Source organism: Streptomyces sp. NPDC059092 (assembly GCF_042756365.1).
Taxonomy (GTDB): Bacteria; Actinomycetota; Actinomycetes; order Streptomycetales; family Streptomycetaceae; genus Streptomyces.
In genome coordinates this window covers 41,937-68,127 of the sequence record NZ_JBHZEJ010000023.1, presented here as the reverse complement: position 1 = coordinate 68,127, position 26,191 = coordinate 41,937, and the positions used below count along the sequence as shown (strand labels likewise).

The window sequence follows — 26,191 nt, the reverse complement described above, 5'->3', positions numbered from 1 at the left end:
TCAGAACTTGATGTTACTGAGGTGTCGCTGGAACAGGACCGAGGAATGTCACAGGACAAGAGCCGGCGGGGCCCTCTCCAGCGCCGCCGCGAGATTTCCGACCATGTGCTGACCGAGGGTTCGGTGTCGGCGTCGGATCTCGCGGAGCGGTTCGGCGTGAGCGTGATGACGATCTACCGCGACATCGACGAGCTGGAACGCGAGGGCGTGCTGCGCAAGTTCCGCGGCGGGGTCACCGTCCAGCCCTCCGGCGTGTTCGAGAGCAATGTGGCGTTCCGCAAGAAGACCATGCGGCTGGAGAAGGAGGCGATCGCGGCCAGGGCGGCGTCGCTGATCGAGCCCGGCATGTCGGTGATGCTGGACGACTCGACCACCGCGCTGGAGCTGGCCCGGCTCCTCCCCCGCTTCGAGCCGCTGACCGTCGTGACCAACTTCCTGGAGGTGCTGAACCTCCTCGCGGACGAACGCGGCCTCCATCTCATGGCGCTGGGCGGCGACTACGACCCGCTGCACGACTCGTTCCTCGGCGTCCCCTGCGTGGAGGCCGTGGAGGCGCTCCGTGTCGACCTGTGCTTCGTCTCCACCTCTTCGGTCCACGGCGACTACGCCTACCACCAGGAACAGCGCATCGTCGCCGTCAAGCGGGCGATGCTCAAGGCCGCCGGGCGCAGCGTCCTGATGATCGACCACTCGAAACTCGGCCGCACCGCGCTGCACCGGCTGACCCCGCTCACCACCTTCGATCTGATACTGATCGACGACCGCACCCCGCCCGATGTGCTGCGCTCCCTCGACGAGCGCGGTGTCCCCTACGAGATCGCCGAGATCGCCGCCGTCTGAGGCGCCGTCCGACGAGCCGTCGGGCGGGCCGTCGGGCGGGCCGTCGGGCGGGCCCCGAACGAGTTCAGCGCCGAGTCCAGCCGAGTTCGGTCCAGTCCAGCCCGGTCCAGCCGAATTCAGTCCAGTCCAGTCCAGCCGAAGGAGACCGCGCCGATGAGAATCCTCGCCGCGGGCGACCACTTCGTCGCCCCCGACCTGTTCACCCGGGAACTGGAGGCCGAGATCGGCCGAGATCATACGATCGCGGAGTTGCTGCTGGACTGGCCGCTGACCCCGTTCGGCCCGGTCGGTGAGGTCGAGGAGGCGTCGGGTGACGAGGAGACCGTCCTCGCCGCGCTGGAGGGGGCACGCGTATGCGTCACCCAGATGGCCCCGGTGACCCGCAAGGTCCTCGAAGGCTCCCCCGAGCTGCGGCTGGTGGTGGTCGGCCGGGGCGGGCCCGTCAACGTCAATCTCGACGCGGCGAAGGAGCGGGGCGTCCAGGTCTGCAACACGCCCGGCCGTAACGCCGCGGCCACCGCCGAGTACACGGTGGGCCTGCTCCTCGCCGCGATGCGCCGTATCCCGGAGACGTCGGCGGCGCTCGCCGCGGGCCGCTGGGCCGGCGAGTTCTACACGTACGGCAACTGCGGCCCCGGCCTGGACGGGGCGACGGTCGGACTGATCGGCTGCGGCGCGGTCGGCAGCCGGGTGGCGCGCGCGCTGACCGCGTTCGGCGCGCGCGTCCTCCTGTACGACCCGTACGCGGACCAGGACGCGCTGCGCGAGGCGGGTACGCCCGTCGCGGACCTGGACGAGCTGCTGGGCCGCTCCGAGGTGGTGTCGCTGCACGCGCGGCTCACGCCGGAGACCCGGGGGCTGCTCGGCGCCCGCGAACTGGCCCTGCTCCCCGAGGGCGCGGTGGTGGTCAACTGCGCGCGCGGCGCGCTGCTGGACGAGGCGGCGCTCTGTGACGCGCTGGAGTCGGGGCGGCTCGGGGCGGCGGGCCTCGACGTGTTCGCCGTGGAGCCGCCCCCCGCGGGGTCGCGGCTGCGGACCGCTCCCCGGCTGGTCATGACGCCCCATCTGGCGGGCGCCAACACCGCCGTCGCGCACAACGCGGCGCGGATCGCGGCGGCCGAGGTGGGCCGCTTCCTGCGCGGTGAGCCGCTCGCGCACCGCGTCGTCTGAACAGCTACCGCCCCCGCGGCACAGCACATCGAATCGAATCGGCAAGAGGAGACACGGTGTTCGTCGGAGTGGACATGGGTACCTCGGTCGCCAAGGCGGTCGCCTTCGCGGAGGACGGGGCGCCGCTCGGCGTGGAGTCGGTCCCGATCTCGCTGGGCGGGCAGGGCGACCACGTGGAGCAGGATGTCGAGGAGGTGGTGCGCGCCGCCGGCGATGTCGTCGCCGCGGTGACCGCGGGCCGTACCCCGGAGCTGGTCGCCCTGACCGGCCAGGGCGACGGCCTGTGGCTGGCAGACGACCGGGGCCGGGCCGTACGCCCCGCGCTGTCCTGGATGGACGGCCGCGCGGGCGCTCTCGTCGCGGGGTGGATGGCCGACGGTACGGCGCGGCGGATGTACCGGCGTACGGGGAACGTCCTGTTCCCGGGCTCCCCGGGCCCGCTGCTGGCCTGGCTGGACCGGTACGAGCCGCGCTCCCTGGACGCGGCGACGACCGCCGCGTGCTGCAAGGACATCGTTCATCTGCGGCTGACGGGCGAGCGCGCCACCGATCTCTCCGACGCGTCCGTCCCCTTCCTCGACCCGCGCACCCGCGCCTACGCCCCCGAGGCGCTCTCCGCCCTCGGAGTCGGCCACCGCGCGGGGCTGCTGCCGCCCATCGCGGCGAGCCTGCCGTACGGGGAGGCGCTCGGGAACGTCCCGGGGCTGCCCGCCGGGACGCCGGTCACCTCGGGTCCTTACGACCTGCCCGCGTGCGCGATCGGCGCGGGCGTGACCGAGCCGGGGGACGGACTGCTCATCGTCGGTTCGACGCTGGCGTGCCAGGTCGTCGTCGAACGGGTCGCGTTCGAGGAGGAGCCGGTGGGTTTCCATCTCGCGCTGGCGAGGCCGGACCGCCATATGCGGGCCCTGCCGGCGATGACCGGCACGGTGGCGCTCGACTGGGTGCTGGGAATCACCGGCACCTCGCACGGACAGCTCTCCGACCTGCTGGACGGGACACCGCGCGGCGCCCGGGGCGTGGCCGCGCTCCCCTATCTCTCGCCCTCGGGCGAGCGTGTCCCGTTCGTGGACCACACCGCGCGCGCGGAGTTCACCGGCCTCGATCTGCGGGCCTCGCGCGCCGATCTCGTCCGGGGCATGTGCGAGGCGATCGCCTTCGCGGCCCGGCACTGTCTGGAGGCGGCGGGCCTCACCGGTGAACTGGCCGTGTGCGGCGGCGGTACCCGCAGCCCGGCCTGGCTGCGGCTGTTCGCCGAGGTGATCGGACGGCCGCTGCGGGTGGCACGCGGCCCGGAGCCGGGCGCGCGCGGCGCCGTGCTGGCCGCCGTCGCGGCCCGGGGCGAGCGGCTGGGCCGGGAGCTGGACGTCGCCGCGTGGACGGCGCCGGAGGCGGTGGTGGACCCGGATCCGGCGGGTGTGGCGTACTACGAGGAGGCGTACGCGGACTACCTGTTCCGGGTGGAGAGCGCGCGGGCCCGGTGGCGGGGCCCCGCCACCGCCCGGTGAGCCGGGCGCCGTCCCGGGCGCCGTGCCCGGACCTGGCTCTCAGCCCTTGAGGCCGCTCGCGAACCCCTTGATGACGTAGCGCTGGAGGAGCAGGAACACGAGCAGGATCGGCAGCGCGGCCAGCACCAGTCCGGCGAAGACCAGACCGTAGTCGGAGACGTACTGGCCGACGAAGGAGAACACCCCCACCGGCACGGTCTCCTTGCCGGATCCGCCGAGGTAGAGCAGCGGGGTGAAGAAGTCGTTCCAGATGAACACCGCGTTCAGGATGATCACGGTGCCGGTGATGGGCCGCAGCAGGGGGAAGACGATCCGGGTGAACGCCTGCCGGTGGTCGCAGCCGTCGATCAGCGCCGCCTGCGCGTAGTCCGCGGGCAGGGCGCGGATGAAGCCGGTGTAGAGGAAGACGGTGAACGGGAGCTGGATGCCCGTGTAGAAGAGGACCATCCCTTGGTACGTGCCGAGCCAGCCGAGGTTGTCGACCAGTTCGTAGAGCGGGATCATCCCGAGCTGGAACGGCAGCACGATCCCCAGCAGGAAGAGGACGTAGAGCCCGTAGCCGAGTCCGCGCGCGCGGCGGGCGAGGTAGTAGGCGCCGGTGGAGCCGAGGAGGATGAGCAGGAGCAGGCTGACGGTGGTGATGACGGCGCTGCTGACCAGGGCGGGGCCGAGCGAGGCGGAGGTCCAGGCGTCCCCGAAGTTGGCGAGGGTGGGCGGCGCGGGCGGTGACAGGGGGGACTCGGCTATCTGTCGCGGGTCCTTCATCGCCAGGGTGATCAGCGCGTACACGGGGAAGAGGAAGACCACCGCGACGGCGATCATCACGAGTTCCAGGACATGACCGCCGTAACGGGAGAGCCCTTTGGGCGGCCTGCCGGCGGGCCGGACGTCCCGCGGGACGGTGGTGGTGGCGGTGGTACTCACGTGGTGACCTCCCGGGCGCGCAGATAGCGGAGCTGGACCAGGGAGACGGCGGCGACGAACAGCGCGAGGACGAGCGCGACGGCGGTGCTGTAGCCGAACTTGCCGAAGACGAAGGCTTCTTTGTAGAGCACCGTCGACAGGGTCTCGCTGGAGGTGCCGGGGCCGCCGTTGGTGGCCGCGTACACCTGGTCGAAGAGTTTCAGGCCGCCGATGGTCGACAGCATCAGGTTGATGGTGAGCGCCGGGGCGAGCAGCGGCCAGGTGACGTAACGGAAGCGCTGCCACGCACCGGCGCCGTCGATCCGTGCCGCCTCGTGGAGTTCGGCGGGTACGCCCTGGAGCCCCGCCAGGAAGATGACCATCGAGTAGCCCGCGTACTGCCACACCACCATCGCCGCGACGGACCACAGGGCGAGCGAGGGGTCGCCGAGCCAGTCCTGGCGCAGCCCGCCGAGCCCGACCGCGCCGAGGATCCCGTTGAGTCCGGCGCCGTCGTCGGGGTTGTAGACGTACTTCCACAGGAAGGCGACCATGACGGGGCTGACCACGGCGGGCGCGAAGAAGATCACGCGGAGCAGGGAGCGCGATCGGATGTTGGCGTGCACACCCAGCGCGAGCAGCAGTCCGACGGCGTTCTGGACGACGACCACGGCGACGGTGAGCAGCAGGGTGTTGCCGACGGATTCCAGGGCGCGCCGGTCGTCCAGCAGGGTACGGAAGTTGTCCAGGCCGACGAAGGAGAAGCCGCCGATTCCGGACCAGTCGGTGAAGGCGTACACGACGCCGGCGAGGCTCGGGTAGAGGACGACGACGGCGTACACCAGGAGCGCGGGCACGACGAAGCCCCATGGCGGGACGGTGACGTCACGCCGCCACTTGGCGGTACGCGCCGGGCCGCTGGTGTCCGGCCTCTTCGGGGTGGCGGTGGCAGACGCCGGCGGCCCCCCGGACGCGGTCCGCTCGGGCAGGGGGGTCACGACTTCTTTCCGTAGGCCGTGTCCATCTGTCCGAGCGCGCCCTTGACGTCGGTCTTGCCCGCGAGCAGGTCCTGTACGGCGGCGAAGTGGGCGGGCTGCACCTCCGCGTTGGGCCAGGCCTGGTCCATGAAGGGGACGGCGCGGTCGGAGTCGATGATCGGCAGGAAGCCGCCGAGCACCGGGTCGATCCTGGTGGACGCGTCGCGCTGGAAGGGGATCGCGGAGACGGCCGTCGCCCAGGCGTTGATGTTCTCCTGCCGGCCGAGGAACTCGACGAACTCCTTGGCCTGGTCCGGGTTCTTGGCGTGGGCGGCGACGCCGAGCCCGACCACGATGCCGGCGGGTATCCACAGTCGCGCGGCGTCCTCACCGCCGGGGAAGGGGAACATGCCCAGGTCGTCGGGGGTCCTGGTGGCGTCGCGGAAGGTGGAGAGCACCGCGGAGACCTGGACGGCCATGGCCGCCTTGCCGCTCGCGACGAGCGAGGTCTGCTGCTCGAAGGTGGTGCCGTTGGGGTTGTCGTTGAAGAAGCCCTTGGTCTGGAGCTCCTTGTACTTGCCGAGGGCGTCGGCCCAGCCGGAGTCGGCGAACGTGGCACGTCCGGCGGCCATGTCGGCGTCGAAGCCGGGGGTCTCGGCGTACACCGCGTTGGGGACGAGTGCGTACGTGATGAGCTGGGTGACCCAGGGGGTCTGCGCGCCGAGGGCGATCGGCACGATGCCTTTCGCCTTCAGCTCGGCGCAGACGTCGAGGAGTTCGCTCCAGGTCGTGGGCGGCTGGACACCGGCCTTGGCGAACGCCTTCTTGTTGTAGACGGCGCCGATGACGCTGCTGCCCGCCGAGTAGAGGTAGGTCTTGCCCTCGTAGCGGTAGGCGGCGTCGAAGTTCTTGGGTATGCCCTGGGTCCACTTCTGCGCCGAGAGGTCGGTGAGCAGCCCGGCCTTGGCCAGTTCGACCATGGACATGGCGCTGCCGCTGCCCGGGAACAGGACGTGCACGTCGGGCGCGTTGCCGCCGGCGAGCTGGGTGCGGACGACGGTCTGGACCTGGTCGGTGGGGGCGAAGGAGGTGGCGAAGGTGGAGTCGGGGTGGCTCTTACGGTAGACGGCGAGCAGTTCCTCGACGGGTTTCTGCTGGTCGGCGACGCCGACGATACGTACCTTGCCGTTGCCGGAACCGCTCGAACCCGAGCAGGCGGTGAGAGCCGGGGGCAGCGCGGCGAGCGCCGCGGCCCCGCCGCCCATACGCAGCAGGCCTCGGCGGCTGAACGTGCCGGGGAGGGGCGGGATGCGGGAACCCGTGGTCATTTCGTGTCCTCCTCGTGGGGGCCGGCGTACGACGGCGTCGCCGGACCTGCGGTGCTGACGCGCGCGGCGTACGGCCGTGGCCCGCGCGCCGGTGGGCCCGCCGGTGCGTAGGCCGCGGTGAAGCGGTAGACGCCGGAGGCCACGCGGTAGACGGCACGGCCGGGGCCCGTCCCGGCGAGTGTGAGGTGCGCTCCGTCCACGGGGACCTGTCCGGACTCGCGGACGGATCCGGGGTCGGTGGTGGGGACGTGGACCTCGGCGGTGGCGCCCGGGGGGACCCGGACGCGCAGCGCGAGCGTGTCGCCGCTCCGTTCCCAGCGGACGGCGACGGTGCCGCGGACCGATTCGTACCGGGCGCTCGCGTGGGTGAGGTCGCCGGGGGCGGGGCGTACGGTCAGCCGCCGGTAGCCGGTGGAGTCCGCGCTCTGGTCGAGTCCGGCGACGCCCCGGTAGAGCCATTCGCCGATCGAGCCGAGCGCGTAGTGGTTGAAGGAGTTCATCGCCGGGGCGCGGAATCCCGCGTCGGGGGTCCAGCCGTCCCAGCGCTCCCAGATCGTGGTGGCGCCGTGGTGCAGCGGGAAGAGCCAGGAGGGCACTTCGGTACGGCGCAGCAGGGCGTGGGCGAGGTCGGCGCGGCCGTACGCGTCCAGGACGGGGGCGGCGAGCGCGACCCCGAGGAAGCCGGTGACGAGTCCGGGGCCCGCGGCCTCGACCAGGTGGGCGAGGCGCCGGGCGGCGGCGCCGGTGTGCTCCTCGGGCAGCAGGCCGAAGGCGAGCGCGAGGAGGTAGCCGGTCTGGGTGTCGCCCGCGATCCGCAGGGTGTCCGTGGCGCCCCCCGCTCCGTCGATCCCCTCGCCGGTGCCGGGCGTCCAGGTGACGAAGTGGTCGTTGAAGACGGCCCGTACGGCCGCGGCCAGCCGGTGGTGGTCGCGGGCGAGGTCGTGGTGGCCGAGCACGTCGGCGGCGCGTGCGGTGAGGTGGGCGCTGTGCGCGAAGTAGGCGGTCGCGACGACCTCGCGCGGGGTCGGGGTACCGGGGGCGAGCCAGTCGGAGAAGTGCGGTCCGACGCGGCGGCGCCAGACGAGGTCGGGGTTGTGACGGCGGATCAGCTCGACCCAGGCGCACATGCCGGGCAGCGCGCGGGCGAGGAAGCGCGGGTCGTCGTACGTGCGGTAGAGGTGCCACGGGATGATGACGCCCGCGTCGGCCCAGCCGGGGGCGCCTTCGTCGGCGACGCCCACGAGGCGCGGGGCGACGTTGGTGAAGCCGCCGTCGGGGGTACGGGCGTCGTCCACGTCGCGCAGCCACTTGGTGAAGAACGCGGCGACATCGGCGTTGAGGGCTGCCGTGGGCAGGAAGACCTGGGCGTCGGCGAGCCAGCCGAGCCGTTCGTCACGCTGCGGGCAGTCCGTGGGCACGCTGACGAAGTTGGAGCGCTGGCCCCAGGTGACGCAGGTGTGGAGCCGTCGGATGTCGGGGTCGGAGCAGTCGAACGAGCCGGCCCACGGGGTGTCGCTGTGCAGGGCCACGGCGACGATGTCCTGCGCGGCCAGTTCGGCGGGGCCGCTGATCTCGGCGTAACGGAAGCCGTGGTAGGTGAAGCGGGGCTCGAAGACGGTGTGGGCGCGGCCGTCGCCGATCAGCAGGTCGGTGGCGGCGGCGGTGCGCAGATTGGCGGTGTAGAGCTCACCGTTCCCGTCCAGCACTTCGGCGTGGCGCAGTGTCACCCGGGCGCCGGGGGCGAGCCCGTCGACGCGCAGCCGTACCCGCCCCGCGAGGTTCTGGCCGAAGTCGACCACGTGAACGCCCTCGCGCAGGCGGGTGACCGTGCGGGGCGGCAGTTCGGCGGTGGCGCGTACGGGTTCGTCGGGGGCGGCGACGAGCAGCCGGTGGTCGGCGTCGGTGACCCGCGCGGGCGACCAGTGGCGGTCGTCGTAGCCGGGCAGGTCCCAGCCGTCGGCGGAGTGCCGCAGGTCGTGGCATTCGCCCATGAGCAGGTCGGCATGGCGAATCGTTCCTGTGCGGGTGCGCCAGGTGTGGTCCGTGAGGATCCTGGTGGTGCGCCCTTCGGCGTCGACCAGGTGGAGTTCGGCCAGGAGCTGGGGTGCCGAGCCGTAGTGGGCGCCGGCCCTGCGGGGTTCGAAGCCGACGAACCCGCTCCACCAGCCGTCGGCGACGGTCGCGGCGAGGACGTTCTCGCCGCTCTGGACCAGCTCCGTCACGTCGTACGTCTGGTACTGGACGCGGTGGTGGTAGTCGGTCCAGCCGGGGGCGAGTTCCGCGTCGCCGACCCGGGTGCCGTTGAGGCGGACCTCGTACAGCCCGCGCGCGCTCACGTACAGCCGGGCACGGGTGACGGGGGCGGAGGTGCCGGGGAAGGCGCGCCGCAGGACGGGGCAGGGGGCGAGTCCGTGGTGGTCGAGGGCCGCCTCGCCCTCGGTCGGCGCGTCCATCACCTCGATCGGGTCGGGGTCGTGGGTGATCCACGCGGCGCGCCAGCCGTCGGCGTCGGGCGGGTCGGCCGGCGGGGCGTCGGACGGCGCCATGGTGAGGCCGGTCTCGAACCAGGAGCCGGCCTCGGTGGGCGCCGCCGCGCCGGCCGGGTGGACGGTGACCTGCCAGTGGTAGCGCGTACGGGGCTCCAGCGCGGGCCCGGTGTAGCGGACGCCGGTCGCGTGCGGGTCCGTCAGGGGCCCGCTGTCCCAGAGGGTCTCGCCGCCCAGGCCTCCCACGCCGCCCCCGTCACCCGCGGCGCGGTCCCCGGGCAGCCGCGCCACCCGTACCCGGTGGGCGACGGGGTCGTCGCCCCGGTGGTCGGAGGCGAGCCGCCAGGAGAGCAGGGGCTCCGGCTCGTCGATTCCCAGGGGGGTGACGCGGTGGTCGCAGCGCAGACCGTAGGGGCGCAAGTGCCCTGCTGCGGAGGGACCGGACACGGACACGTCCTTCCTGCGCGCCGGGCTAACGGCGCATCACATCGTTCGTACGCCGTCGTTCACCACCCACCCGGCGTGAAGACGACCCGTCTCCATGTGAAATCTAACGTGAATTCTGTGGCGTGGACACTATGAGCAGCCCGCGAGGAGTGTCAAGGGTGTTACACAGGTGCTGGTTGGACACCCCATGGCGCGACCGGTCTTCGCGCCGACGCCGCCGTACAGTCGCCTGCGACAGGCGTTGTCGACCTGGCGGCGGGTGGTCTTGTGACGGGTGAATACGTGTGATATTCACCGTGTGATTACAACATGAACGGACGTTAAATCACGCGCCATTTCCGCCTCGGGTCACGCGGGGATCGCGCACGACGAACGGACCAGGATTCATGCGTATGAACAGTGGGATCAGCACAGCCTCAGGCTTCGGAAGACGGGCGATGCTCGGCGCCACCGGAACGGTCGCGCTGGCGGTCGCCGCGGGCAATCTGTCGGCGGGCCGGGCGGGCGCCGCCGAACGCCGCCTCCGCGAGGACCCCTTCACCCTCGGGGTCGCTTCGGGAGACCCCTGGCCGGACGGCTTCGTCCTCTGGACCCGGCTCGCGCCGCACCCGCTCGCCCCCGACGGCACCGGCGGCATGGACCCGCGCGCGGTCAACGTCCGGTGGGAGGTCGCGGAGGACGAGCGCTTCCGGCGCGTCGTGGCCCGGGGGTGGACCCGGGCGGTGGCCGAACTCGCCCACTCCGTCCATGTCGAGGTCAGCGGGCTCAAGCCGGGCCGGCAGTACTTCTACCGCTTCCTCGCCGGCGGGGTGCTCAGCCCCGTGGGCCGTTCACGCACCGCTCCCTCGCCGACCAGCGACCCCCGCTCGCTGAACTTCGCGTTCGTCTCCTGCCAGGCGTGGTTCGAGGGGTTCTACACGGCGTACCGGCATCTCGCCGACGAGGACGTCGATCTGATCCTGCATCTGGGCGACTACATCTACGAGAACCCCATCGACGCGATGGGCGGCGTACGCAAGACCCCCGTCGCCGCCGAGCTGCGCCCCGAGCCGAAGGACCTGACGCAGTACCGCAACCGGCACGCGCTGCACCGCTTCGACAGCGACCTGATCGCCGCCCACCAGGCCCATCCGTTCGCCCTCGTCTGGGACGACCACGAGGTCGAGGACAACTGGGCGGGCGACCACTCCAAGCACGTGGACGTGGACCCGGCGGTCTTCCGCGAACGCGCCGCGGCGGGGTTCCAGGCGTACTACGAGCACCTTCCGCTGCGGCTGCCGCAGAAGCCGAGCGGCTTCGACGCCCGGATGTACCGCAGTCTGCGCTACGGGCGGATGGCGACGTTCCACATCCTCGACACCCGGCTGTTCCGCGACGACCAGGCGTGCGGCGACGGCACCAAGACCGGCTGCGAGGAGCGGCTCGACCCCGAGCGCACCATCCTCGGCGCCGAGCAGGAACGCTGGCTCCACCGCGGTCTGGGGCGCTCCGACGCGAAGTGGAACCTGATCCCCCAGCAGATCGCCATGAACCAGGTGGACACCGACCCCGGCCCCGGCCAGTCCTTCGTGATGGACTTCTGGGACGGCTACGTCGCCTCGCGCGAACGGCTCTTCAAGGAGATCTCCGACCGGAACGTGTCCAACCCCGTCGTCCTCACCGGTGACATGCACCGGCATCTCGCGGCGGACCTCAAGCGGGACTTCGACGACCCGGACTCCCCCACCATCGGGGTCGAGTTCGTCGGCACCTCCATCTCAACGAAGATGGACGGCATGGACCTCGACCCGTCGGGGGCGAACCTGCTGGCCGCCAACGAGCACATCAAGTTCACCAACTACCAGCGTGGCTACGTCCGCTGCTCCCTCACCCCGCAGAGCTGCCGCGCCGACTTCCGGGTCCTGCCGTACGTCACCACCCCCGGCGCGCCGGTGTCGACCCGGATGTCCTTCGTCACCGAGGCGGGCCGGCCGGGCGTGCACTCCGTCTGAACCGGGCGCGCGCCCACGCCGTACGGGCGCGCCGGTCCCGTACTCCGGAGGTACGTACCGCTGGAGTACATGTCCCTGGAGTACGCGCGGACCGGCGCGCCCGGCGGGGCGTGCCAGGCGCCCCCGCGGCCCCGCGCTACGAGGCGGCGGGGCGGGGACCCGTACCCGCGATCACCTCGGGGCGCAGCAGCGCGGCGAGCCGTTCGGCCGGGAGCAGGCCGCGTTCCAGGACGAGTTCGGCGACGCCCCGGCCGGTGGCCAGCGCCTCCTTGGCGATCTCGGTCGCGGCGGTGTAGCCGATGTGCGGGTTGAGCGCGGTGACGAGCCCGATGGAGTTCTCCACGGTCGCGCGCAGCGTCTCGGTGTTGGCGGTGATGCCCGCGACACAGCGCTCGGCGAGGGTGACGCAGGCGGCCCGCAGATGGGTGATGCTCTCCGAGAGGGAGTGCAGGATGATCGGCTCGAAGGCGTTGAGCTGGAGCTGTCCCGCCTCGGCGGCCATGGTGATGGTGACGTCGTTGCCGATCACCTCGAAGGCGACCTGGTTGACGACCTCGGGGATCACCGGGTTGACCTTGCCTGGCATGATGCTGGAGCCCGCCTGGACCGGCGGCAGGTTGATCTCGGCGAAGCCCGCGCGCGGGCCTGAGGAGAGCAGCCGCAGATCGTTGCAGCTCTTGGAGAGCTTCACGGCGATGCGCTTGAGCACTCCGGAGAGATGGACGAACGCGCCGCAGTCCTGGGTGGCCTCCACGAGGTTGGCCGCGGTGACCAGCGGCAGCCCGGTGATGTCCGCGAGGTGGCGGCGGGCGGCCTCCGCGTAGCCGGCCGGGGCGTTGAGGCCGGTGCCGATGGCGGTCGCGCCGAGGTTGATCTCGTGGATGAGCAGGACGGCCTCGGCCAGCCGGCTCTGGTCCTCCTCCAGCATCACCGCGTACGCGGAGAACTCCTGGCCCAGCGTCATGGGCACGGCGTCCTGGAGCTGGGTGCGCCCCATCTTGAGGATGTCGTGGAACTCCTCGGCCTTGGCGGCGAACGCCTCGCGCAGGACGGTCATCGCGTCGAGCAGTTCGCGCACGGCGATGATCGTGGCCACGTTGACGGCGGTCGGGTAGACGTCGTTCGTGGACTGGCTGAGGTTGACGTCCTCGTTGGGGTGCAGGTGCGCGTAGTCGCCTTTGGCGTGGCCCAGGAGTTCCAGCGCTCGGTTGGCGATCACCTCGTTGGCGTTCATGTTGGTCGAGGTGCCGGCGCCGCCCTGGATGACGTCCACGACGAACTGGTCGTGCAGCCTGCCCTCCTCCCGTATCTCGCGGCAGGCGGCGGTGATGGCGGCGGCCTTCTCCGCCGCGAGCAGCCCGAGGTCCTCGTTGGCGCGGGCCGCGGCCTCCTTCACGGCGGCGAGCGCGTCGATGAGGTGCGGGTACGCGGAGATGGCCGTACCGGTGATGGGGAAGTTCTCCGAGGCGCGCAGCGTGTGCACGCCCCAGTACGCGTCGGCGGGGATGTCGCGGTCGCCGAGCAGATCGTGTTCGGAGCGGTGACCGAGCAGGTCGTCTTCTGAGCGGGGGCCGGCAGTCATGGCGCAGGGTTCCTTCGTGAAGGGGGGAAGGGGGTCGGCCGGACACGGCGCAAGCTGCCCGGGCCGCTGAGGAGGCGGGCTCACCAGGGGGTGACGGGAGCCAGCGCGCCCGCCGCCCGCAGGCTCCCCACCTCCCGGCCGCCGCCGGTCACGGGGGTACGGGCGAACGGGGCGAGGACGTCGGGGTCCACGCCGCACCGGGCGAGCGCCGCGGCGGTCACCGGCATCCTGGCGCGGTCCGCGCCGTCGGCGATCTTCACGCCGACGGCCCGGCCGTCCGGGAGCGCCGCGACCTGCACCCCTTCGAAGCCGTCCTTGGCGAGCAGCCCCGGCACGGCGCGCATCAGCGCGGCCACGTCCCGGCCGGTGCCGGAGACCAGCTCCGGATGGGCGCGCATGGCGTGCGCGACCCGGCCCTCGTCGGTGTCGGGGGCCGCGGTGGCCAGCCGGGCGACGGCCCGGGTGAGCCCGTGCAGGGAGACGGAGAACAGCGGGGCGCCGCAGCCGTCGACGGTCACCCGGGCGATGCGCTGCCCGGTCAGCTCCTCGACGGTCCCGGCGATCTCCTTCTGGAGCGGGTGGCCCGGGTCGAGATAGCCGGCCGTCGGCCACTGCCGGGCCTGGGCGGTCCTGAGCATGGAGACGTGCTTGCCCGAGCAGTTCTGGGCGAGGCGGCTCGGCCCGAGGCCGCGGCGCAGCCACGCGTCGCGCTGCTCGGCCCCGTACGGCAGGTCGGGGGTGTTGCCGAGGTCGTCCTCGGTGAGTCCGGCGGAGGCGAGCATGCGCCGGACGACGGCGAGGTGGATCTCCTCGCCGGAGTGGCTGGCCGCGGTGAGGGCCAGCGCCTCGTCGTCGGGGAGGGGCAGCCCGGCCCGGAGGAGGGCGACCGCCTGGAGCGGCTTGAGCGCGGAGCGCGGGTAGAACGCGGCCTCGATGTCCCCGGCCAGGAACTCCACGCCGCCGTCGGCCGCCAGGACGACGACCGAGCCGTGGTGGACGCCCTCGACGACGCCTCCCCGTACGACATGGGCGAGGGGGACGTGGCCCGGTGCGCGGACGGCGGGCGCCTCGCCCGGGGTGCGGCGCCGGGTGGTGGGGTCGTTCATGGTCAGCTCTCGGTGTTCTGGTCGCGGTCGGTGGTGCCGGAGGTGCCGGAGGTGCCGGTCGTACCGGTGGTGTCGGAGGGGGCGCCGGCGCGCGCTCGGGCCGCCGCGTCCCGGAGGGTCGCGACCCGGCCCCGTACCACGTACCAGCCGCCGACCAGGGCCGCGGCGATCAGCGGCAGGGCCAGCACGGTCGTCCGGCCCGCGCCGCCGTCCGCGTACATGAGGACCAGGACGGAGGCGAGGAAGAGCAGGGTGACGATCTCGGTCCAGGGGGAGCCGGGGAGCTGGTAGCTCGGCCGGGAGAGCAGCCCGGCCCTGGTCTTCCGCCAGAAGAGCAGGTGGCAGATCATGATCATGGACCAGGTGGAGAGGATGCCGAGCGCCGCGAAGTTCAGGACGATCTCGAAGGCCTTGCTGGGCACCACGTAGTTGAGGCCGACGCCGAGCACGCAGATGCCCGAGGTGAGCAGGATGCCGCCGTACGGCACCTGGCTGCGGCTCATCACCCCGGTGAACCTCGGCGCGGATCCCGACATCGACATGGAGCGCAGGATGCGTCCGGTGGAGTAGAGGCCGGAGTTGAGGCTGGACATCGCGGCGGTGAGGACGACGAGGTTCATCACGTCGCCCGCCGCGGGGATGCCGATGTTGGAGAGCACGGTGACGAAGGGGCTCTCACCGGCGGAGTACTTGTTCCACGGCAGCAGCATCGTCAGCAGCACGACCGAGCCGACGTAGAAGAGGGCCACGCGCCACATGATGGAGTTGATCGCCTTGGGCATGATCTTCTCCGGCGACTCGGTCTCGCCCGCCGTGACACCGACCAGCTCGACCGAGGCGTACGCGAAGACGACACCCTGGATGACCAGCAGCATCGGGAGCATCCCGGCCGGGAAAAGGCCGCCGTTGTCGCTGATCAGCGAGGGGCCGGGGGTGTGGCCGTCGACCGGGTGCTGCGTGACCAGCAGGAAGATGCCGATGAGCATGAAGAGGACGAGCGCGCCGACCTTGATGATCGCGAACCAGAACTCCAGCTCGCCGAAGATCTTCACGGATATGAGGTTCACGGTCAGCACGACCGCGAGGGCGATCAGGGCGAGCACCCACTGCGGTATGTCGGAGAACATGCCCCAGTAGTGGGTGTAGGTCGCCACCGCCGTGATGTCGGCGATTCCGGTGGTCGCCCAGTTCAGGAAGTACATCCAGCCCGCGACGAAGGCGCCCTTCTCGCCCATGAACTCACGGGCGTAGCTGACGAACGCCCCGGAGGACGGCCGGTGCAGGACCAGCTCGCCGAGGGCGCGCACCACGAGGAAGGCGAACAGGCCGCAGACCGCGTAGGCGACGGCGAGGGAGGGGCCCGCGCTGGCGAGCCGGCCACCGGCGCCGAGGAAGAGCCCGGTCCCGATGGCCCCGCCGATGGCGATCATGTTGATGTGCCGGGACTTCAGGGCCTTGCTGTATCCGGCGTCGCCGGCGTCGACATGGGTGTTCGAAGGAACCGGCGGTTTCTCCGGCTGACACGCCTGCTGCTCTGTCTGAAGGGACTGCTCGCTCACGCCTGGTCTTCGCCTTCTTCGGGGGGTGCCGCTCGGTGGGGGGACCGCACGATGGTGGTCAGGGTCGACTCGACCCGTGCGAGGTGGTGGGTCATGGCGTCGATGGCGTCGCTCTCGGACTGCTCGACGAGGGCTTCGACGATCGCCCGGTGCTCCAGGTTGGACTGCTCACGCCGCCCGCCGAGTTCGTTGAGGAACGCCGACTGGCGGGCCAGCGCGTCGCGGATCTCCTCTATGACCCGGCGGAAGACCGGGTTCTGGGCCGCCTGGGCGACCGAGAGGTGGAAGAGGGTGTCCATCGCCACCCACGCGGTGGTGTCGGTCTCGTGTTCCATCCGCTCCAGCAGATGGATGAGGTGGTCGAGGTCCTCGGCGGTACGGCGGGTCGCCGCGTACCCGGCGACCGGGATCTCCACATGGCGGCGTACCTCCAGGAGGTCGCTCGCCGAGTAGTCGCCGAAGGTGGGGTCCTCCACCGGGCCGTTGGACACGACGAAGGTGCCTTTTCCGGTACGTGAGACGGTCAGTCCCATCGTCTGGAGTGCCCGTAGGGCCTCACGGAGCACCGGCCGGCTCACTTCGAGACGGCGGCAGAGCTCCGCCTCGGAGGGCAGCTTCTCCCCTACCGCGTACTCGCTCCGCTCGATGGCGCTCCTGAGATGGTTCAGCACGGCTTCCATCGCGCTGATCCTTCTGGGCACGGCCCCGGCTGTCTGGCTGTCTGACAGGTTCACCCGGGCATCCTGATTTGCGTGAACCTGATGTGTCAAGGGTCTGAACAGGGATCTTGCCCGGCCCCGGAAGATCCACAGAGCCCTTGGGGCCCGTCCGCGACGGCGGACGGGCCCCAAGGAATCGGTTGCCGGTGACGGGAAGGACGGTCAGAAGGGCCGGTCCCCCGCGATGGCGACGCGTTCGGCGACCCGGCGGTGCGGGGCGTAGTCGCTGACGGCGTAGTGCTGGGTGGCACGGTTGTCCCAGAAGGCGATGTCGCCCGCCTCCCAGCGGAACCGCACCTGGAACTCGGGCACATGGGCCTGCTGGAACAGCAGCCGCAGCAGCCGGTCGCTCTCCGCCCGCTCAAGACCCACGATGCGGGTGGTGAAGGACGTGTTGACGAAGAGCATCCGCCGGCCCGTGTCGGGGTGGCGGCGCACCACCGGGTGCTCGACCGGCGGGAACTCGTCCTGGAGGGCGGCCAGCCGCTCGGCGGAGTAGAAGCGCGAGAAACCCGGTATGTAGTCGTGGACGGCACGGGCGCCGTCGATACGGTCCTTCACGTCCTGCGGGAGGTTGTCGTACGCGGCGGCCATGTCGGCCCACATCGTGTCACCGCCGGACGGCGGCACCTCGCGCAGTTGCAGGACGGCGCCGAGCGCGGGCCGCTCCCGGAAGGTGACATCGGTGTGCCAGACGTTCTCGAAGGTGGGGACGGCGGTGCGGTCGAAGCGGACGACATCCGGCGCGCCGGCCGTGGCGAGCAGCGGGTTGGTCTCCAACTCGCCCCAGTTCAGGGCGAACTCGCGCTGCTTCTCGGAGGTGAGGTGCTGACCGCGGAAGAAGAGCACCTTCCACTCCAGCAGGGCCCGGTCGAGTTCGGCGCGTACGGCGGGCTCCAGCGGGCGGGACAGATCGAGGCCCCGGACCTCGGCCCCGATGGTGCGCGCCTGCGGGACGAGGCCGAAGAGTTCGTAGGGCCGCTCCTGCCACCCCTCCGGGAGGCGGCGCAGTTCCCGGTGGCCTTCGTAGAGACCGTCGGCGGGGATGCGGTGCTCGCGCAGCAGGGGCTGTACGACGGCGGGGGTTTCGGCTGCGGCGGGTTCGGCGGTGGTGGTCACGGGGCTCCTCAGATCGGCACGGCGGAGGGGGTGCGACGCGACACGCGCGGGGTGGGGCCTGGCGATGCGGGTACGGCCGTACGAGCCGTACCCGCTCAGTGGCTACGGAGGTACGGGGGCTACAGGCCTGCGGCGCGGGTCAGCGGCAGAGACAGGGGAGGGCCGGGGGAGAACCCACCCGGCCGCGGCGGCGCAGAAAGCTGAGACCGCGGGGCGCACACCCGCCGCGGACGTCGCCGAAGCGCGACTCCACTGCACGGAGATGAGAATGCGTACCCATGGGAGGCACCGTACCTCAGGCACGCCCGCTCCCGCGCCCCTGCCTCCGAACGGCGGGACGAGGCACGGTGCGGTGCGCCGGCCCCCGCGCGGCCCGGCGGCCCGCGAGGAGTGGTCCTAGAAAGCGGTGGGGAGGGGGAAGCCGAGTTCCCGGGCGGCGAGGTCGGGGGTGGGCTGGGACCAGCGCTCGGCGAGGTGGTGGGTGGCGGAGAGGGAGCGGGTCTCGGCCAGGTCGATGTAGAGCGTTCCGTCGAGATGGTCCGTCTCGTGCTGGACGATCCGGGCCGGCCACCCGGAGAACTCCTCGTCGATCTCCCGCCCCCGTTCGTCCTGGCAACGGAGCCTGACGGCCCGGGGCCTGGCCACCACGGCCTGCCAGCCGGGGACGCTGAGGCATCCCTCGAAGAAGGCGGCCCGGTGCTCGCCGGCGGGTTCGTACGACGGGTTGACCAGGACCCGGAAGGGCTGCGGGACCCGGTCCCTGGCCGTGAGGACGTCTTCCGGTGCCTGGGCCGGGTCCTCGACGACCGCGATCCTGAGCGGGATCCCGATCTGGGGCGCCGCGAGCCCGACACCGGGGGCGGCGTGCATCGTCTCGCGCATCAGCCGGATCAGGCGCGCCAGCCGTTCGTCCCCCAACTGCCCGTCGTACGGGGCCGCCGGGCGTCGCAGGACCGGGTCGCCCGCCGCGACGACGGGTGGTGTGCCGGGTGGTGTGCCGGCGGATTCGAGGAGGGCGTCCACATGGTCGATCAGCGTCATCGCGTCATGATCCCACCCTCGTGGCACGTGGGAAACGGATGCCGGGAAACGGGGCGCGGCCCGCCCGCTGGGGACGGGCCGGCCGCGCTCCGCTCGGGCTCGCGCGGTTCACATCTTCCGGGTGGTTCCCACCTTCCGGGCGGCTCGCATCGCCGTACCGGCACACGCGAGTCCGAAGAGGAACGTGAGTGCGCCGATGACGACGTTGGTCCAGATGACGCCCGCGTCAGGACTGCTGCCGACGATCCATGGAGCGATGACCAGCCAGATACCCATGGCGCACAGGGCCCAGCTCAGCCCGGCCATCCGCACCGGGGCGAGGGTCAGGCCGAGCGCCATCACGACGATCGCGATCCCCATGATCAGGTTGTGCGTCGCGAGGGCCGGCTGGCTCACGGTGAAGTGGATGATCCAGGGCGACAGGGCGCAGAACAGGCCGACGAGGAACACCGGCCCGTCCAGAAGCGCCGCACCGCGTCCGCCGAGCATGCGGGCGTACCTCGCGCGCATCTCGGGAACATCGGGGTGACTGGACAGGTCGCCCCTCGAATGTGAGACGTCGGCCATACGACTCGCCTCCTTCGTTCGTGCAAGTCTGACCGGGATGTACGGCATCGAGCCGTAACAACCCCAGTTTGCTCGCTTTCCACGCTTTTGTGTAGCAGTCGGCGGATACAGAAAAAACGTTCACAGGTAAAACACCTGTTAACCTTTTCGTATGCGTAAGCACCTCAGGACCGCCGTTCGACTGCGACGGCCCGTCGACACCTGGCACAAGCCGGCGCTCAGCGCGGCGGCGGCGCTCGCCGTGCCCGACCTGACGCTGCTGGCGCTGGGGCGGCTGGATCTCGTCCTGTACACGTCGGCGGGGGCGATGTGCGCCCTGTACGCGCACGGGCTGCCGTACGCGGCCCGAGCCCGCACCCTGCTGTGGGTGGTGCTGGGCATGGTCGTGAGTCTCGGGGTCGCGCTGACGGCCGCCTCACTGACCGCCTCGCCCGTCCTGCTGGTGGTGGGCGCCTCGCTGGTCGCCGCCGCGCACAAGACGCTCTGCGACGCGACACGCATCGGGCCGCCGGGCAATCTGATCCTCACGTTCATCGCCTCGTCCGCGTTCTTCATGCCGCAGCGGATCGGGGACGTGCCCCTCCATCTCGCCCTGGCGCTGGCCGCCGGCGCGGTGGCCTGGCTCGTCTGCATGGCGCCCGTGCTGGTACGGCCGCACGGCCCCGAACGGCTCGCGGTGGCCCGGGCCCTGGAGTCGGCGGCGGCGCTGTGGCGGCTCCGGCGGGAAGGGGCCGAGCCACGGGACGGTAGGGACGCGGCACTGCGGGACACCGAGCTGACGGCCCGGCAGGCCGTGGCCGGGGCGGTCAACTCGGCCTGGCACACACTCTTCCTGATCCCGGGCGCCGACCCCGCCCGCGCCCGGCTCGAACGCCTGCTGGCACACGCGGAGTCGGCGCTCGCCGCGCCCTGCGAGGGGCGTACGCGCACCCCGGCCCACGAGGCCGAGCGGTGCGCCGCGCAGGCCCGGGCGATACGGAGCCGGGGCGCCCTGCCGGAGATCGGGCCGACGCCCGGCGACCCCCGCCGGCCGGCGGAGGTCACCGCGGAAGCCGGAACGGCGACGGAGAGGGAGACGCGGACGGCAGCGGACGCGGCACACACCGTACCGGCGGCGCCGCGCCGTCCCGCTCCTGATCGTGTCACGGGGGTACGGGCCGTCCTGGCGCGACTGCGGCCCGGCTCCCCGCTGCTGCCGATCGGTGTCCGGGTCGCCGTCGGCTGCACCCTGGCGGGATGGGTCTCGCTGGCCGCCGGGGTCGGGCATCCGTACTGGGCGGTGGTCTCCGCGGCCTCCATCCACCAGGCCAACAGCACGCTCTCCGGGCAGCGGGCCCTCCAGCGGGTGCTCGGGAACGCGCTCGGGCTGATCCTCTTCTTCGCGCTGCTGCCGCTGATCCGGGTCGGTCCGCTCGCCATGGTGCTGCTCGCGCTGGCCCTCCAGATCGGGGCGGAAGCCCTCATCACCCGTAACTACTGGCTGGGTTCGGTCTGCGTGACCCCCATGGCGCTGCTGCTCACGGAGTTCGGCGGCCGTCTGCCGGCCGGCACGTTGATCGCCGACCGGCTGATCGACACGGTCGTGGGCGTGGCGGTGGGGCTGGCCTGCTGTGCGGTGGTCACCAACCGCCGGGCCACCGACCGGATCGACGAGGCGCTGGCGCGGGTCACGGCGGCGCGGAGCGCGGCCCTGCACCGGCTCGGTGAAGGCGGAGGCGCGGGCGGAGGACCGGATCGCGAGGACGGTCCGGCCGTCGGGGACGGTGACCGCGAGAGCGGCTGGGCCCGGGACCGGCTCGCGCTCTCGCTCTCGCTCGTCGAGCTGCGCGAGGCGTTCGAGGTCGCCTCGGGCGAGTGGTGGCAGCGCTCCCTGCCCGCGGAGCGGGTCGCCGCGGCCGAACGCGAGGGCCACCGTACGTTGGCCCGGCTGGTCCGCCACGCCGCGCCACGGGTCCCGGTGTCCTGAGCACCCGGACCCGGAGGGCAGAATCGGCCCGACCGGAACGAAGGAGTGTGCGGGTGACCGAGAACGCCGAGGACGCCGTAGCGGGGGTGATGCGGCAGTGGGAGCAGGTGATGCCCGGTCTGGACACCGCGCCGATGGCGGTGATCGGACGCCTCAACCGCTGCGCCGCACTGCTCCAGCAGGCCGCCGACGCCCCACTGCGGCGGGAGGGGCTGACCCGCGCGGAGTTCGACATCCTGGGGGCGCTGCGCAGGACGGACCGGGAGCTGACCCCCGGCCGGATCGCCCGCGAGACCTTCGCGTCGGGCGCGGCCGTCACCAAGCGGCTACGGCAGTTGGAGAGCCGGGACCTGATCGCCCGGCGCCTCGACGACCGGGACCGCCGGGTCACCCATCTCTCCCTGACGGACGAGGGCCGCCACCTGCTCGACCGGCTGCTGCCCGAGCAGGTGGCGTACGACGCGTCCCTGCTGGACGGCCTCGACACCGAGAGCCACCAGCGACTCGCCGAATCACTCGGCGAGTTGCTGGTGCTGCTGGAAGGCAGGCTGGGCAGCCTGCTCGACTGACGTCGGGCCCGGAACGCGTACGCCGAGGGTCAGCCGGTGTGGACATCCTCGGCGTAGCGGCCCTGAGCGGTGAGTTCCTGGAGCCAGTGCTGCGCCGCGCTCCCGTCCGCGCCGGGGGTGTGGCGTACGTACAGCTCGCGCAGGGTGTCACGGACACCGGGCGCCATCCTGGCTCCATCGCCGCAGACGCGGACGCGGGCGCCGTCGTTCAGCAGGGCCCACACCTCGTCCGCCTCGTCGGCGACACGGTGCTGGACGAAGCGCCGTCCGCCGACCGGGGTGTGGCTGAACACGGGGCGCATGCTGACCGCGCCGGCCCGCTCGGCCGCGCGCAGTTCGTCGGCGTGCAGATAGTCGGCGTCCTCGCTGTCACAGCCGAAGTAGCAGAGTGCCGGGGCCAGTTGGGCGCCCCCTTCCACGAGGGCGCGCCGCTCGGCGATGGCGGCGCGGAAGGGGGCGAGACCGGTGCCGGCGCCGATCATGATGACCGGGGTCGTCGCGTCGTGTGCGACACGGAACGCCTCCCGGCACGGCTGGACCCGGGCGAGCACGGTCTCCCCCGGGCGCAGCGAGGTGAGATACCCGGAGCCGACGCCGCGGTGTCCGCCGCGTCCCGAACGGGCGGGCGCGTCCAGGAGCGAGACCATGAGGTCGGCGTGGTGCGGGCTCGTCGACGGCGAGGAGGAGAGGGAGTAGTGGCGGGGCCGCAGCGGCGGCAGCAGTTCCAGCAGCACGGGCCAGGTGAGGGACTCGCGGAGGGCGGGGTGGTCCTCGATCAGGTCGAGGAGCGTGCGGTGGTCGGCGGCCCGCGCGTCCTCGTCGTCCGCGAGCGCGCGCAGCGCCGCACGCTCGGGCGGGCACGGATTGAGCGCGGCCAGGGTGGCCAGGTGGGCGGCGGTGGGGCGGTCCTGGAGTTCGACGTGGCGGGTGAGGAGTTCCCGTACGGTCACCGGCCGGTCGACGGCGATGCCGCCCCGTACGGTGCGGTTGGCGACGATGTTCAGGACGGTGCCGAGGTCGGCGCCGAGCAGCCCGGCGGCGCGGGCGACCGGGCCGGGGGCGTTGGCGGGGAGCACGGCGAGGTGGTCCCCGGTGCGGTAGGTGACCCCGTCGGGCAGGGCGAGCCGGACGAACCGCTTGACCCGGGGATGGGCTGGGTCCGTGAGGGGCGCCGTCTCCGTGACCGTCATCGGGACCAGTCCGTGGCGGGCGGTCAGGGTGGCGAGCGGGCCGCCGGTGACCTCGGTGACGGTGTAGGCGGGGGCGTCGTCGGCGGCCGTCCGCGTGGCGTCCTCGGTGGCGCCGGGATCGCCGTGGCGCTCCAGGAGTACGGTGCGCAGCGCGTCGGCGAAGGCGTCTACGGCCCCGGTCAGGTCGCCGGAGGCGTCGCCCTCGGCGCGCGCCATGAGCCGGGTGGCACCCAGCGCGGCGAGCCGCTCGTCGATGAGTGTGGGGACGCGCTGGTAGGTGGCGGCCCAGTTGCGGTCACCGACGCCGAGGACGGCGTAGTCGACCCCCTCGGCGGCGCCGGGTTCCGCCTGCTCCAGCCAGCGGAGGAAGGCCGCCGCGTCGTCGGTGGGCTGGCCGTTGTAGGAGGCGGCGACGATGACGACGGGCCGGTCGGTGGGGAGGGCGGCGGTGCGCGCGTCGAGCGGGGCGACGTCGGTGGCGCAGCCGAGGTCGCCGGCGACGGCGGCGAGCTGTCCGGCGAAGTCCCGGCAGGTCCCGTAGTTGGTGCCGTGCAGCAGGAGCGCGCCGGTGCCCTGCCGGACCCGTACGGGGAGCCCGGCCTTCCGCACCGGGTCGCGGCCGTCGCTCGCGGCGGCGCCGGACGTACCGGCGGGCGGAGCGGCGCGGTGTGCGGCCCGGTCGGCGGGGGTGCGCCGTACGGGGGTGAGGGTGAAGCCGTCGGGCTTGATGGTCAGTGACTGCTTCAGGGTGAGCTGGTAGTCGTCCTGGTCGATCAGCCGGTAGCGGTGCACGAGCATCCCGAGCAGCATCGTCGCCTCGTGCAGGGCGAACTGCCGCCCGATGCAGGCACGTTCACCGACCCCGAACGGCTTGTACGCGTGCGAGGAACGGGCCGCCTCCGCCTCCGGGGCGAAGCGGGCGGGGTCGAACAGCTCCGGGTTGTCGCCCCATACCGAGGGGTCGCGGTGCAGCATCGGTACGACGACGTGGACCCCCTCCCCCGCGCGCAGCGGCAGCCGTCCGGCGAGGACGGTGTCCTCGCGCGCCTCGCGCTGGAAGCCGGGGGCCGTGGGCCACAGCCGCAGCGCCTCGTTCAGGACCTGGCGGGTGTAGCGGAGCCGTCCGACGTCCTCGTACGTGGGCTCGGGGTCGGGGACGTCCCCCCACAGCTCGTCCACCTCGCGCTGGACCAGGCGGAGCACGGTCGGGTTCTTGAGCAGGTAGTACAGGGCGAAGGAGAGCGCGCCCGAGGTGGTCTCGTGACCGGCGATCAGAAAGGTGATGATCTGGTTGCGGATGTTCTCCAGGGAGAGAGTGGTGCCGTCGGAGGGGTGGGGCGCGGTGAGCATCAGCCCCAGCAGGTCCCGGGTCTCCTGGGCCTCCTGTCCGCCGGCCCCGTTCGCGGTACGCGCGGCGATGACCTCGTCGACGACCGAGGCGAGGTAGGCCGCGTCGGCGCGGAACGCCGCGTCCGCCTCGCTGTGGTCGGCGTCGGGCGCGCGCAGGAGGCGGGTCATGGACCAGTCGAGGCAGCGCACCATGGCGTCCACGAAGGGGTGCGTACCTTCGCGCTCGAACGAGCCGAAGTCGAAGCCGAACCCGCTCAGTCCGATGGTGTCGAGGGTCATCCGGGTCATGTCGTCGGCGACGTCGACCGGGGTTCCCGAGGCGGCGCGCCGGTCCCAGGCGCCGGTCACCCGCTGGGCGACCTTCAGCATCACCGGGTGGTAGGTGCGCATCGAGCCGAGGGAGAACGCGGGCATCAGGATGTCGTGCGCCTTGGCCCAGTTGGGCTCGTCGTTGTACGCCGTGAACAGTCCGTCGGCGGCGAACTCCCGGACGTTCTCCAGCGCGGGCCCCACGTACTTGGCGAACCGTCGCTCGTCGGCCAGCTCCGTGACGACGTCGACGCCGCCCGCCATGACGAAGTCCCGCCCGTACCTGCGCTGCACGACGAGCGGGCCGTGCCGGCGCAACAGTTCCATCTGTACGTGGACGGGGAGGCTGCCCGTGAAGCTCTCCGAGATGTCGGAGACGGGGACCGGGGCGAGGGCGGGGTCGAGACCCCCAGGGGTCCCAGGCGCCCCAGGGGTCTCGGGGCTTTCCGGTGTTCCGGCGGCTGCGGCTGCGGCTGCGGCTTCAACAGCTTCGGCGGTCTCGGCGGATACGGAGCTGTCGGGGGCTGCGGTCCTCGTCGGGAGCACGGTCTCGGTCATGTGCGGGTTCACCTTCCGCTGACGTGGGGCGGACTCCCGGCCGGTGCCGGGGAGCCTTCGGCGGCTCCTTCAACCCTGGCCCGGCGCCGCCGCGTTGGACGGCCCCGCTCCTACATGTTCCTGTAGTGTCGGACCGCGGTCCGGGGTTGCCCCGGCCGCCGGATTGTGAGAGGGGCCGGCGCGGTGACGCACGGACAGACCCCCATGGAATGGGACGGCGACGCGGTCGCCTGGCGCAACCGGGCCTTCCTGCTCTTCGACCGCCTTCCGGTGCCGATCGCGCTCTGTTCCCCGGACGGGGGCGTCCTGATGGCCAATCCGGCGATGGCGGCGGAGTGGGGCGTACTGCCCGGCCGGCTGCGGGGGCACAGCGCGCTGGCCCTCTTCCGTACACCGGGGACGGGGCAGCTCCACGCCGTCGCCGACGCGGTACGCCACGGCCGCAGGTCGCGCTACCCCGTCGAGGTGTCCTGGTCCGCCGCCGGTGGCGCCGAGCGGTACGGCGAGCTGACGATCGACCTGCTCGGCGGCCCGGAGTCCGCGCCCGTCCTGCTGCTGGCGCTGCGGGTGCGCGGGGAGCGCGCACCCGCGCCCCCGGCCACCGGTGCGGCGGACGCCGGCGGGACCAGTACGGCCGAGGCGCGGATCCTCGCGCTGGTGGCGGGCGGCAGTACGACGGCGCAGATCGCCAGGACGGTCGGGCTGACCGTCGACGGCGTCACTTACCACCTGGGCCGGCTCTCCCGGCGCTGGGGCGTCGGCAACCGGGCGGCGCTGGTCGCGCACGCCTATGTGACGGGCGTTCTCGCCCCCGGGGTCTGGCCGCCCGCCCCGGCCGAGGACGGGCGGCGGGACACGGGCCCGCGTCCCGCCTGAGCCAGGTCCGCCCACGGGTCCGCTCTTGAC

The 26,191-nt window shown here is 72.4% G+C and carries 19 protein-coding genes; 7 read left to right on the top strand and 12 right to left on the bottom strand.

Translation table 11 applies throughout. The features are described 5' to 3' along the window. Window positions 1–45: 45 nt before the first annotated feature. From ACFXPL_RS16220 to ACFXPL_RS16210, 3 genes are all read left to right on the top strand, one after another. Window positions 46–840, top strand: coding sequence for a DeoR/GlpR family DNA-binding transcription regulator (locus tag ACFXPL_RS16220; RefSeq protein ID WP_384918835.1), 795 nt, complete (start codon window positions 46–48; stop codon window positions 838–840). 153 nt (window positions 841–993) lie between these two features. Beyond that, window positions 994–2,010, top strand: a complete 1,017-nt coding sequence (locus ACFXPL_RS16215; protein WP_384918832.1) for a 2-hydroxyacid dehydrogenase — start codon at window positions 994–996, stop codon at window positions 2,008–2,010. Window positions 2,011–2,066: 56 nt separating this feature from the next. Next, entirely contained in the window at window positions 2,067–3,518 is a 1,452-nt protein-coding gene (locus ACFXPL_RS16210) for an FGGY family carbohydrate kinase (RefSeq protein WP_384918829.1), read from the top strand. A 39-nt stretch (window positions 3,519–3,557) separates the two neighbouring features. On the opposite strand, the gene ACFXPL_RS16205 is transcribed toward ACFXPL_RS16210, so the two are convergent. Genes ACFXPL_RS16205 through ACFXPL_RS16190 form a run of 4 tightly spaced genes read right to left on the bottom strand, consistent with a single transcriptional unit; the run spans window position 3,558 to window position 9,659 of the window. Then, a complete protein-coding gene (locus ACFXPL_RS16205) occupies window positions 3,558–4,442 on the bottom strand; it encodes a carbohydrate ABC transporter permease (RefSeq protein WP_384918826.1) in 885 nt (294 codons plus the stop codon). Beyond that, a complete protein-coding gene (locus ACFXPL_RS16200) occupies window positions 4,439–5,419 on the bottom strand; it encodes a carbohydrate ABC transporter permease (RefSeq protein WP_384918823.1) in 981 nt (326 codons plus the stop codon). Before ACFXPL_RS16200 ends, ACFXPL_RS16205 begins: the two co-directional genes overlap by 4 nt. Then, complete coding sequence (locus ACFXPL_RS16195; RefSeq protein ID WP_384918820.1) at window positions 5,416–6,726, bottom strand: extracellular solute-binding protein; 1,311 nt, start codon at window positions 6,724–6,726, stop codon at window positions 5,416–5,418. The genes ACFXPL_RS16200 and ACFXPL_RS16195 overlap by 4 nt, the downstream gene beginning before the upstream one ends. Then, window positions 6,723–9,659: a family 78 glycoside hydrolase catalytic domain gene (locus ACFXPL_RS16190; RefSeq protein WP_384918817.1), complete on the bottom strand. Its 2,937-nt coding sequence runs from the start codon at window positions 9,657–9,659 to the stop codon at window positions 6,723–6,725. Before ACFXPL_RS16190 ends, ACFXPL_RS16195 begins: the two co-directional genes overlap by 4 nt. 392 nt (window positions 9,660–10,051) lie before the next feature. Here ACFXPL_RS16190 and ACFXPL_RS16185 point away from each other — a divergent pair, with 392 nt between their 5' ends. Next, entirely contained in the window at window positions 10,052–11,650 is a 1,599-nt protein-coding gene (locus ACFXPL_RS16185; protein ID WP_384918814.1) for an alkaline phosphatase D family protein, read from the top strand. A 136-nt stretch (window positions 11,651–11,786) separates the two neighbouring features. On the opposite strand, the gene aspA is transcribed toward ACFXPL_RS16185, so the two are convergent. The 7 genes from aspA to ACFXPL_RS16150 all read right to left on the bottom strand — a co-directional run bounded on the left by aspA (window position 11,787) and on the right by ACFXPL_RS16150 (window position 19,343). Then, window positions 11,787–13,232 (bottom strand): aspartate ammonia-lyase, encoded by a 1,446-nt coding sequence (gene aspA / locus ACFXPL_RS16180; protein WP_384918811.1) that lies wholly within the window; start codon window positions 13,230–13,232, stop codon window positions 11,787–11,789. Window positions 13,233–13,312: 80 nt separating this feature from the next. Beyond that, on the bottom strand, window positions 13,313–14,338 hold the full coding sequence (locus ACFXPL_RS16175; protein ID WP_384918808.1) for an asparaginase: 1,026 nt from the start codon (window positions 14,336–14,338) through the stop codon (window positions 13,313–13,315). Window positions 14,339–14,340: 2 nt separating this feature from the next. Next, window positions 14,341–15,897, bottom strand: a complete 1,557-nt coding sequence (locus ACFXPL_RS16170; protein WP_384918805.1) for an amino acid permease — start codon at window positions 15,895–15,897, stop codon at window positions 14,341–14,343. Next, window positions 15,894–16,631, bottom strand: coding sequence for a FadR/GntR family transcriptional regulator (locus ACFXPL_RS16165; RefSeq protein WP_384918802.1), 738 nt, complete (start codon window positions 16,629–16,631; stop codon window positions 15,894–15,896). The genes ACFXPL_RS16170 and ACFXPL_RS16165 overlap by 4 nt, the downstream gene beginning before the upstream one ends. 147 nt (window positions 16,632–16,778) lie before the next feature. Next, window positions 16,779–17,735 (bottom strand): TauD/TfdA dioxygenase family protein, encoded by a 957-nt coding sequence (locus ACFXPL_RS16160; RefSeq protein WP_384918799.1) that lies wholly within the window; start codon window positions 17,733–17,735, stop codon window positions 16,779–16,781. 396 nt (window positions 17,736–18,131) lie between these two features. Further along, window positions 18,132–18,776: a peptide deformylase gene (def, locus tag ACFXPL_RS16155; RefSeq protein WP_384918796.1), complete on the bottom strand. Its 645-nt coding sequence runs from the start codon at window positions 18,774–18,776 to the stop codon at window positions 18,132–18,134. 108 nt (window positions 18,777–18,884) lie between these two features. Then, window positions 18,885–19,343 (bottom strand): SPW repeat protein, encoded by a 459-nt coding sequence (locus ACFXPL_RS16150; protein WP_384918793.1) that lies wholly within the window; start codon window positions 19,341–19,343, stop codon window positions 18,885–18,887. 151 nt (window positions 19,344–19,494) lie between these two features. Here ACFXPL_RS16150 and ACFXPL_RS16145 point away from each other — a divergent pair, with 151 nt between their 5' ends. After that, window positions 19,495–21,309 (top strand): FUSC family protein, encoded by a 1,815-nt coding sequence (locus ACFXPL_RS16145; RefSeq protein WP_384918790.1) that lies wholly within the window; start codon window positions 19,495–19,497, stop codon window positions 21,307–21,309. Between the two features lie 89 nt (window positions 21,310–21,398). After that, complete coding sequence (locus tag ACFXPL_RS16140; RefSeq protein WP_384918900.1) at window positions 21,399–21,878, top strand: MarR family winged helix-turn-helix transcriptional regulator; 480 nt, start codon at window positions 21,399–21,401, stop codon at window positions 21,876–21,878. A gap of 29 nt (window positions 21,879–21,907) precedes the next feature. Here the strand turns inward: ACFXPL_RS16140 and ACFXPL_RS16135 are convergent, their stop codons facing one another. Next, entirely contained in the window at window positions 21,908–25,285 is a 3,378-nt protein-coding gene (locus ACFXPL_RS16135) for a cytochrome P450 (RefSeq protein ID WP_384918787.1), read from the bottom strand. Window positions 25,286–25,468: 183 nt separating this feature from the next. Between ACFXPL_RS16135 and ACFXPL_RS16130 the strand changes: the two genes are divergently transcribed. Beyond that, complete coding sequence (locus tag ACFXPL_RS16130; RefSeq protein ID WP_384918785.1) at window positions 25,469–26,161, top strand: PAS domain-containing protein; 693 nt, start codon at window positions 25,469–25,471, stop codon at window positions 26,159–26,161. The last annotated feature ends 30 nt before the right edge of the window (window positions 26,162–26,191 follow it).

Bases quoted from the DNA above. Each gene is read 5' to 3' on its own strand.
- ACFXPL_RS16220 (WP_384918835.1), top strand. From the start codon at position 46: ATGTCACAGGACAAGAGCCGGCGGGGCCCTCTCCAGCGCCGCCGCGAG.
- ACFXPL_RS16215 (WP_384918832.1), top strand. From the start codon at position 994: ATGAGAATCCTCGCCGCGGGCGACCACTTCGTCGCCCCCGACCTGTTC.
- ACFXPL_RS16195 (WP_384918820.1), bottom strand. From the start codon at position 6,726: ATGACCACGGGTTCCCGCATCCCGCCCCTCCCCGGCACGTTCAGCCGC.
- ACFXPL_RS16185 (WP_384918814.1), top strand. From the start codon at position 10,052: ATGAACAGTGGGATCAGCACAGCCTCAGGCTTCGGAAGACGGGCGATG.
- aspA (WP_384918811.1), bottom strand. From the start codon at position 13,232: ATGACTGCCGGCCCCCGCTCAGAAGACGACCTGCTCGGTCACCGCTCC.
- ACFXPL_RS16175 (WP_384918808.1), bottom strand. From the start codon at position 14,338: ATGAACGACCCCACCACCCGGCGCCGCACCCCGGGCGAGGCGCCCGCC.
- def (WP_384918796.1), bottom strand. From the start codon at position 18,776: ATGACGCTGATCGACCATGTGGACGCCCTCCTCGAATCCGCCGGCACA.
- ACFXPL_RS16150 (WP_384918793.1), bottom strand. From the start codon at position 19,343: ATGGCCGACGTCTCACATTCGAGGGGCGACCTGTCCAGTCACCCCGAT.
- ACFXPL_RS16145 (WP_384918790.1), top strand. From the start codon at position 19,495: ATGCGTAAGCACCTCAGGACCGCCGTTCGACTGCGACGGCCCGTCGAC.
- ACFXPL_RS16140 (WP_384918900.1), top strand. From the start codon at position 21,399: ATGCGGCAGTGGGAGCAGGTGATGCCCGGTCTGGACACCGCGCCGATG.
- ACFXPL_RS16135 (WP_384918787.1), bottom strand. From the start codon at position 25,285: ATGACCGAGACCGTGCTCCCGACGAGGACCGCAGCCCCCGACAGCTCC.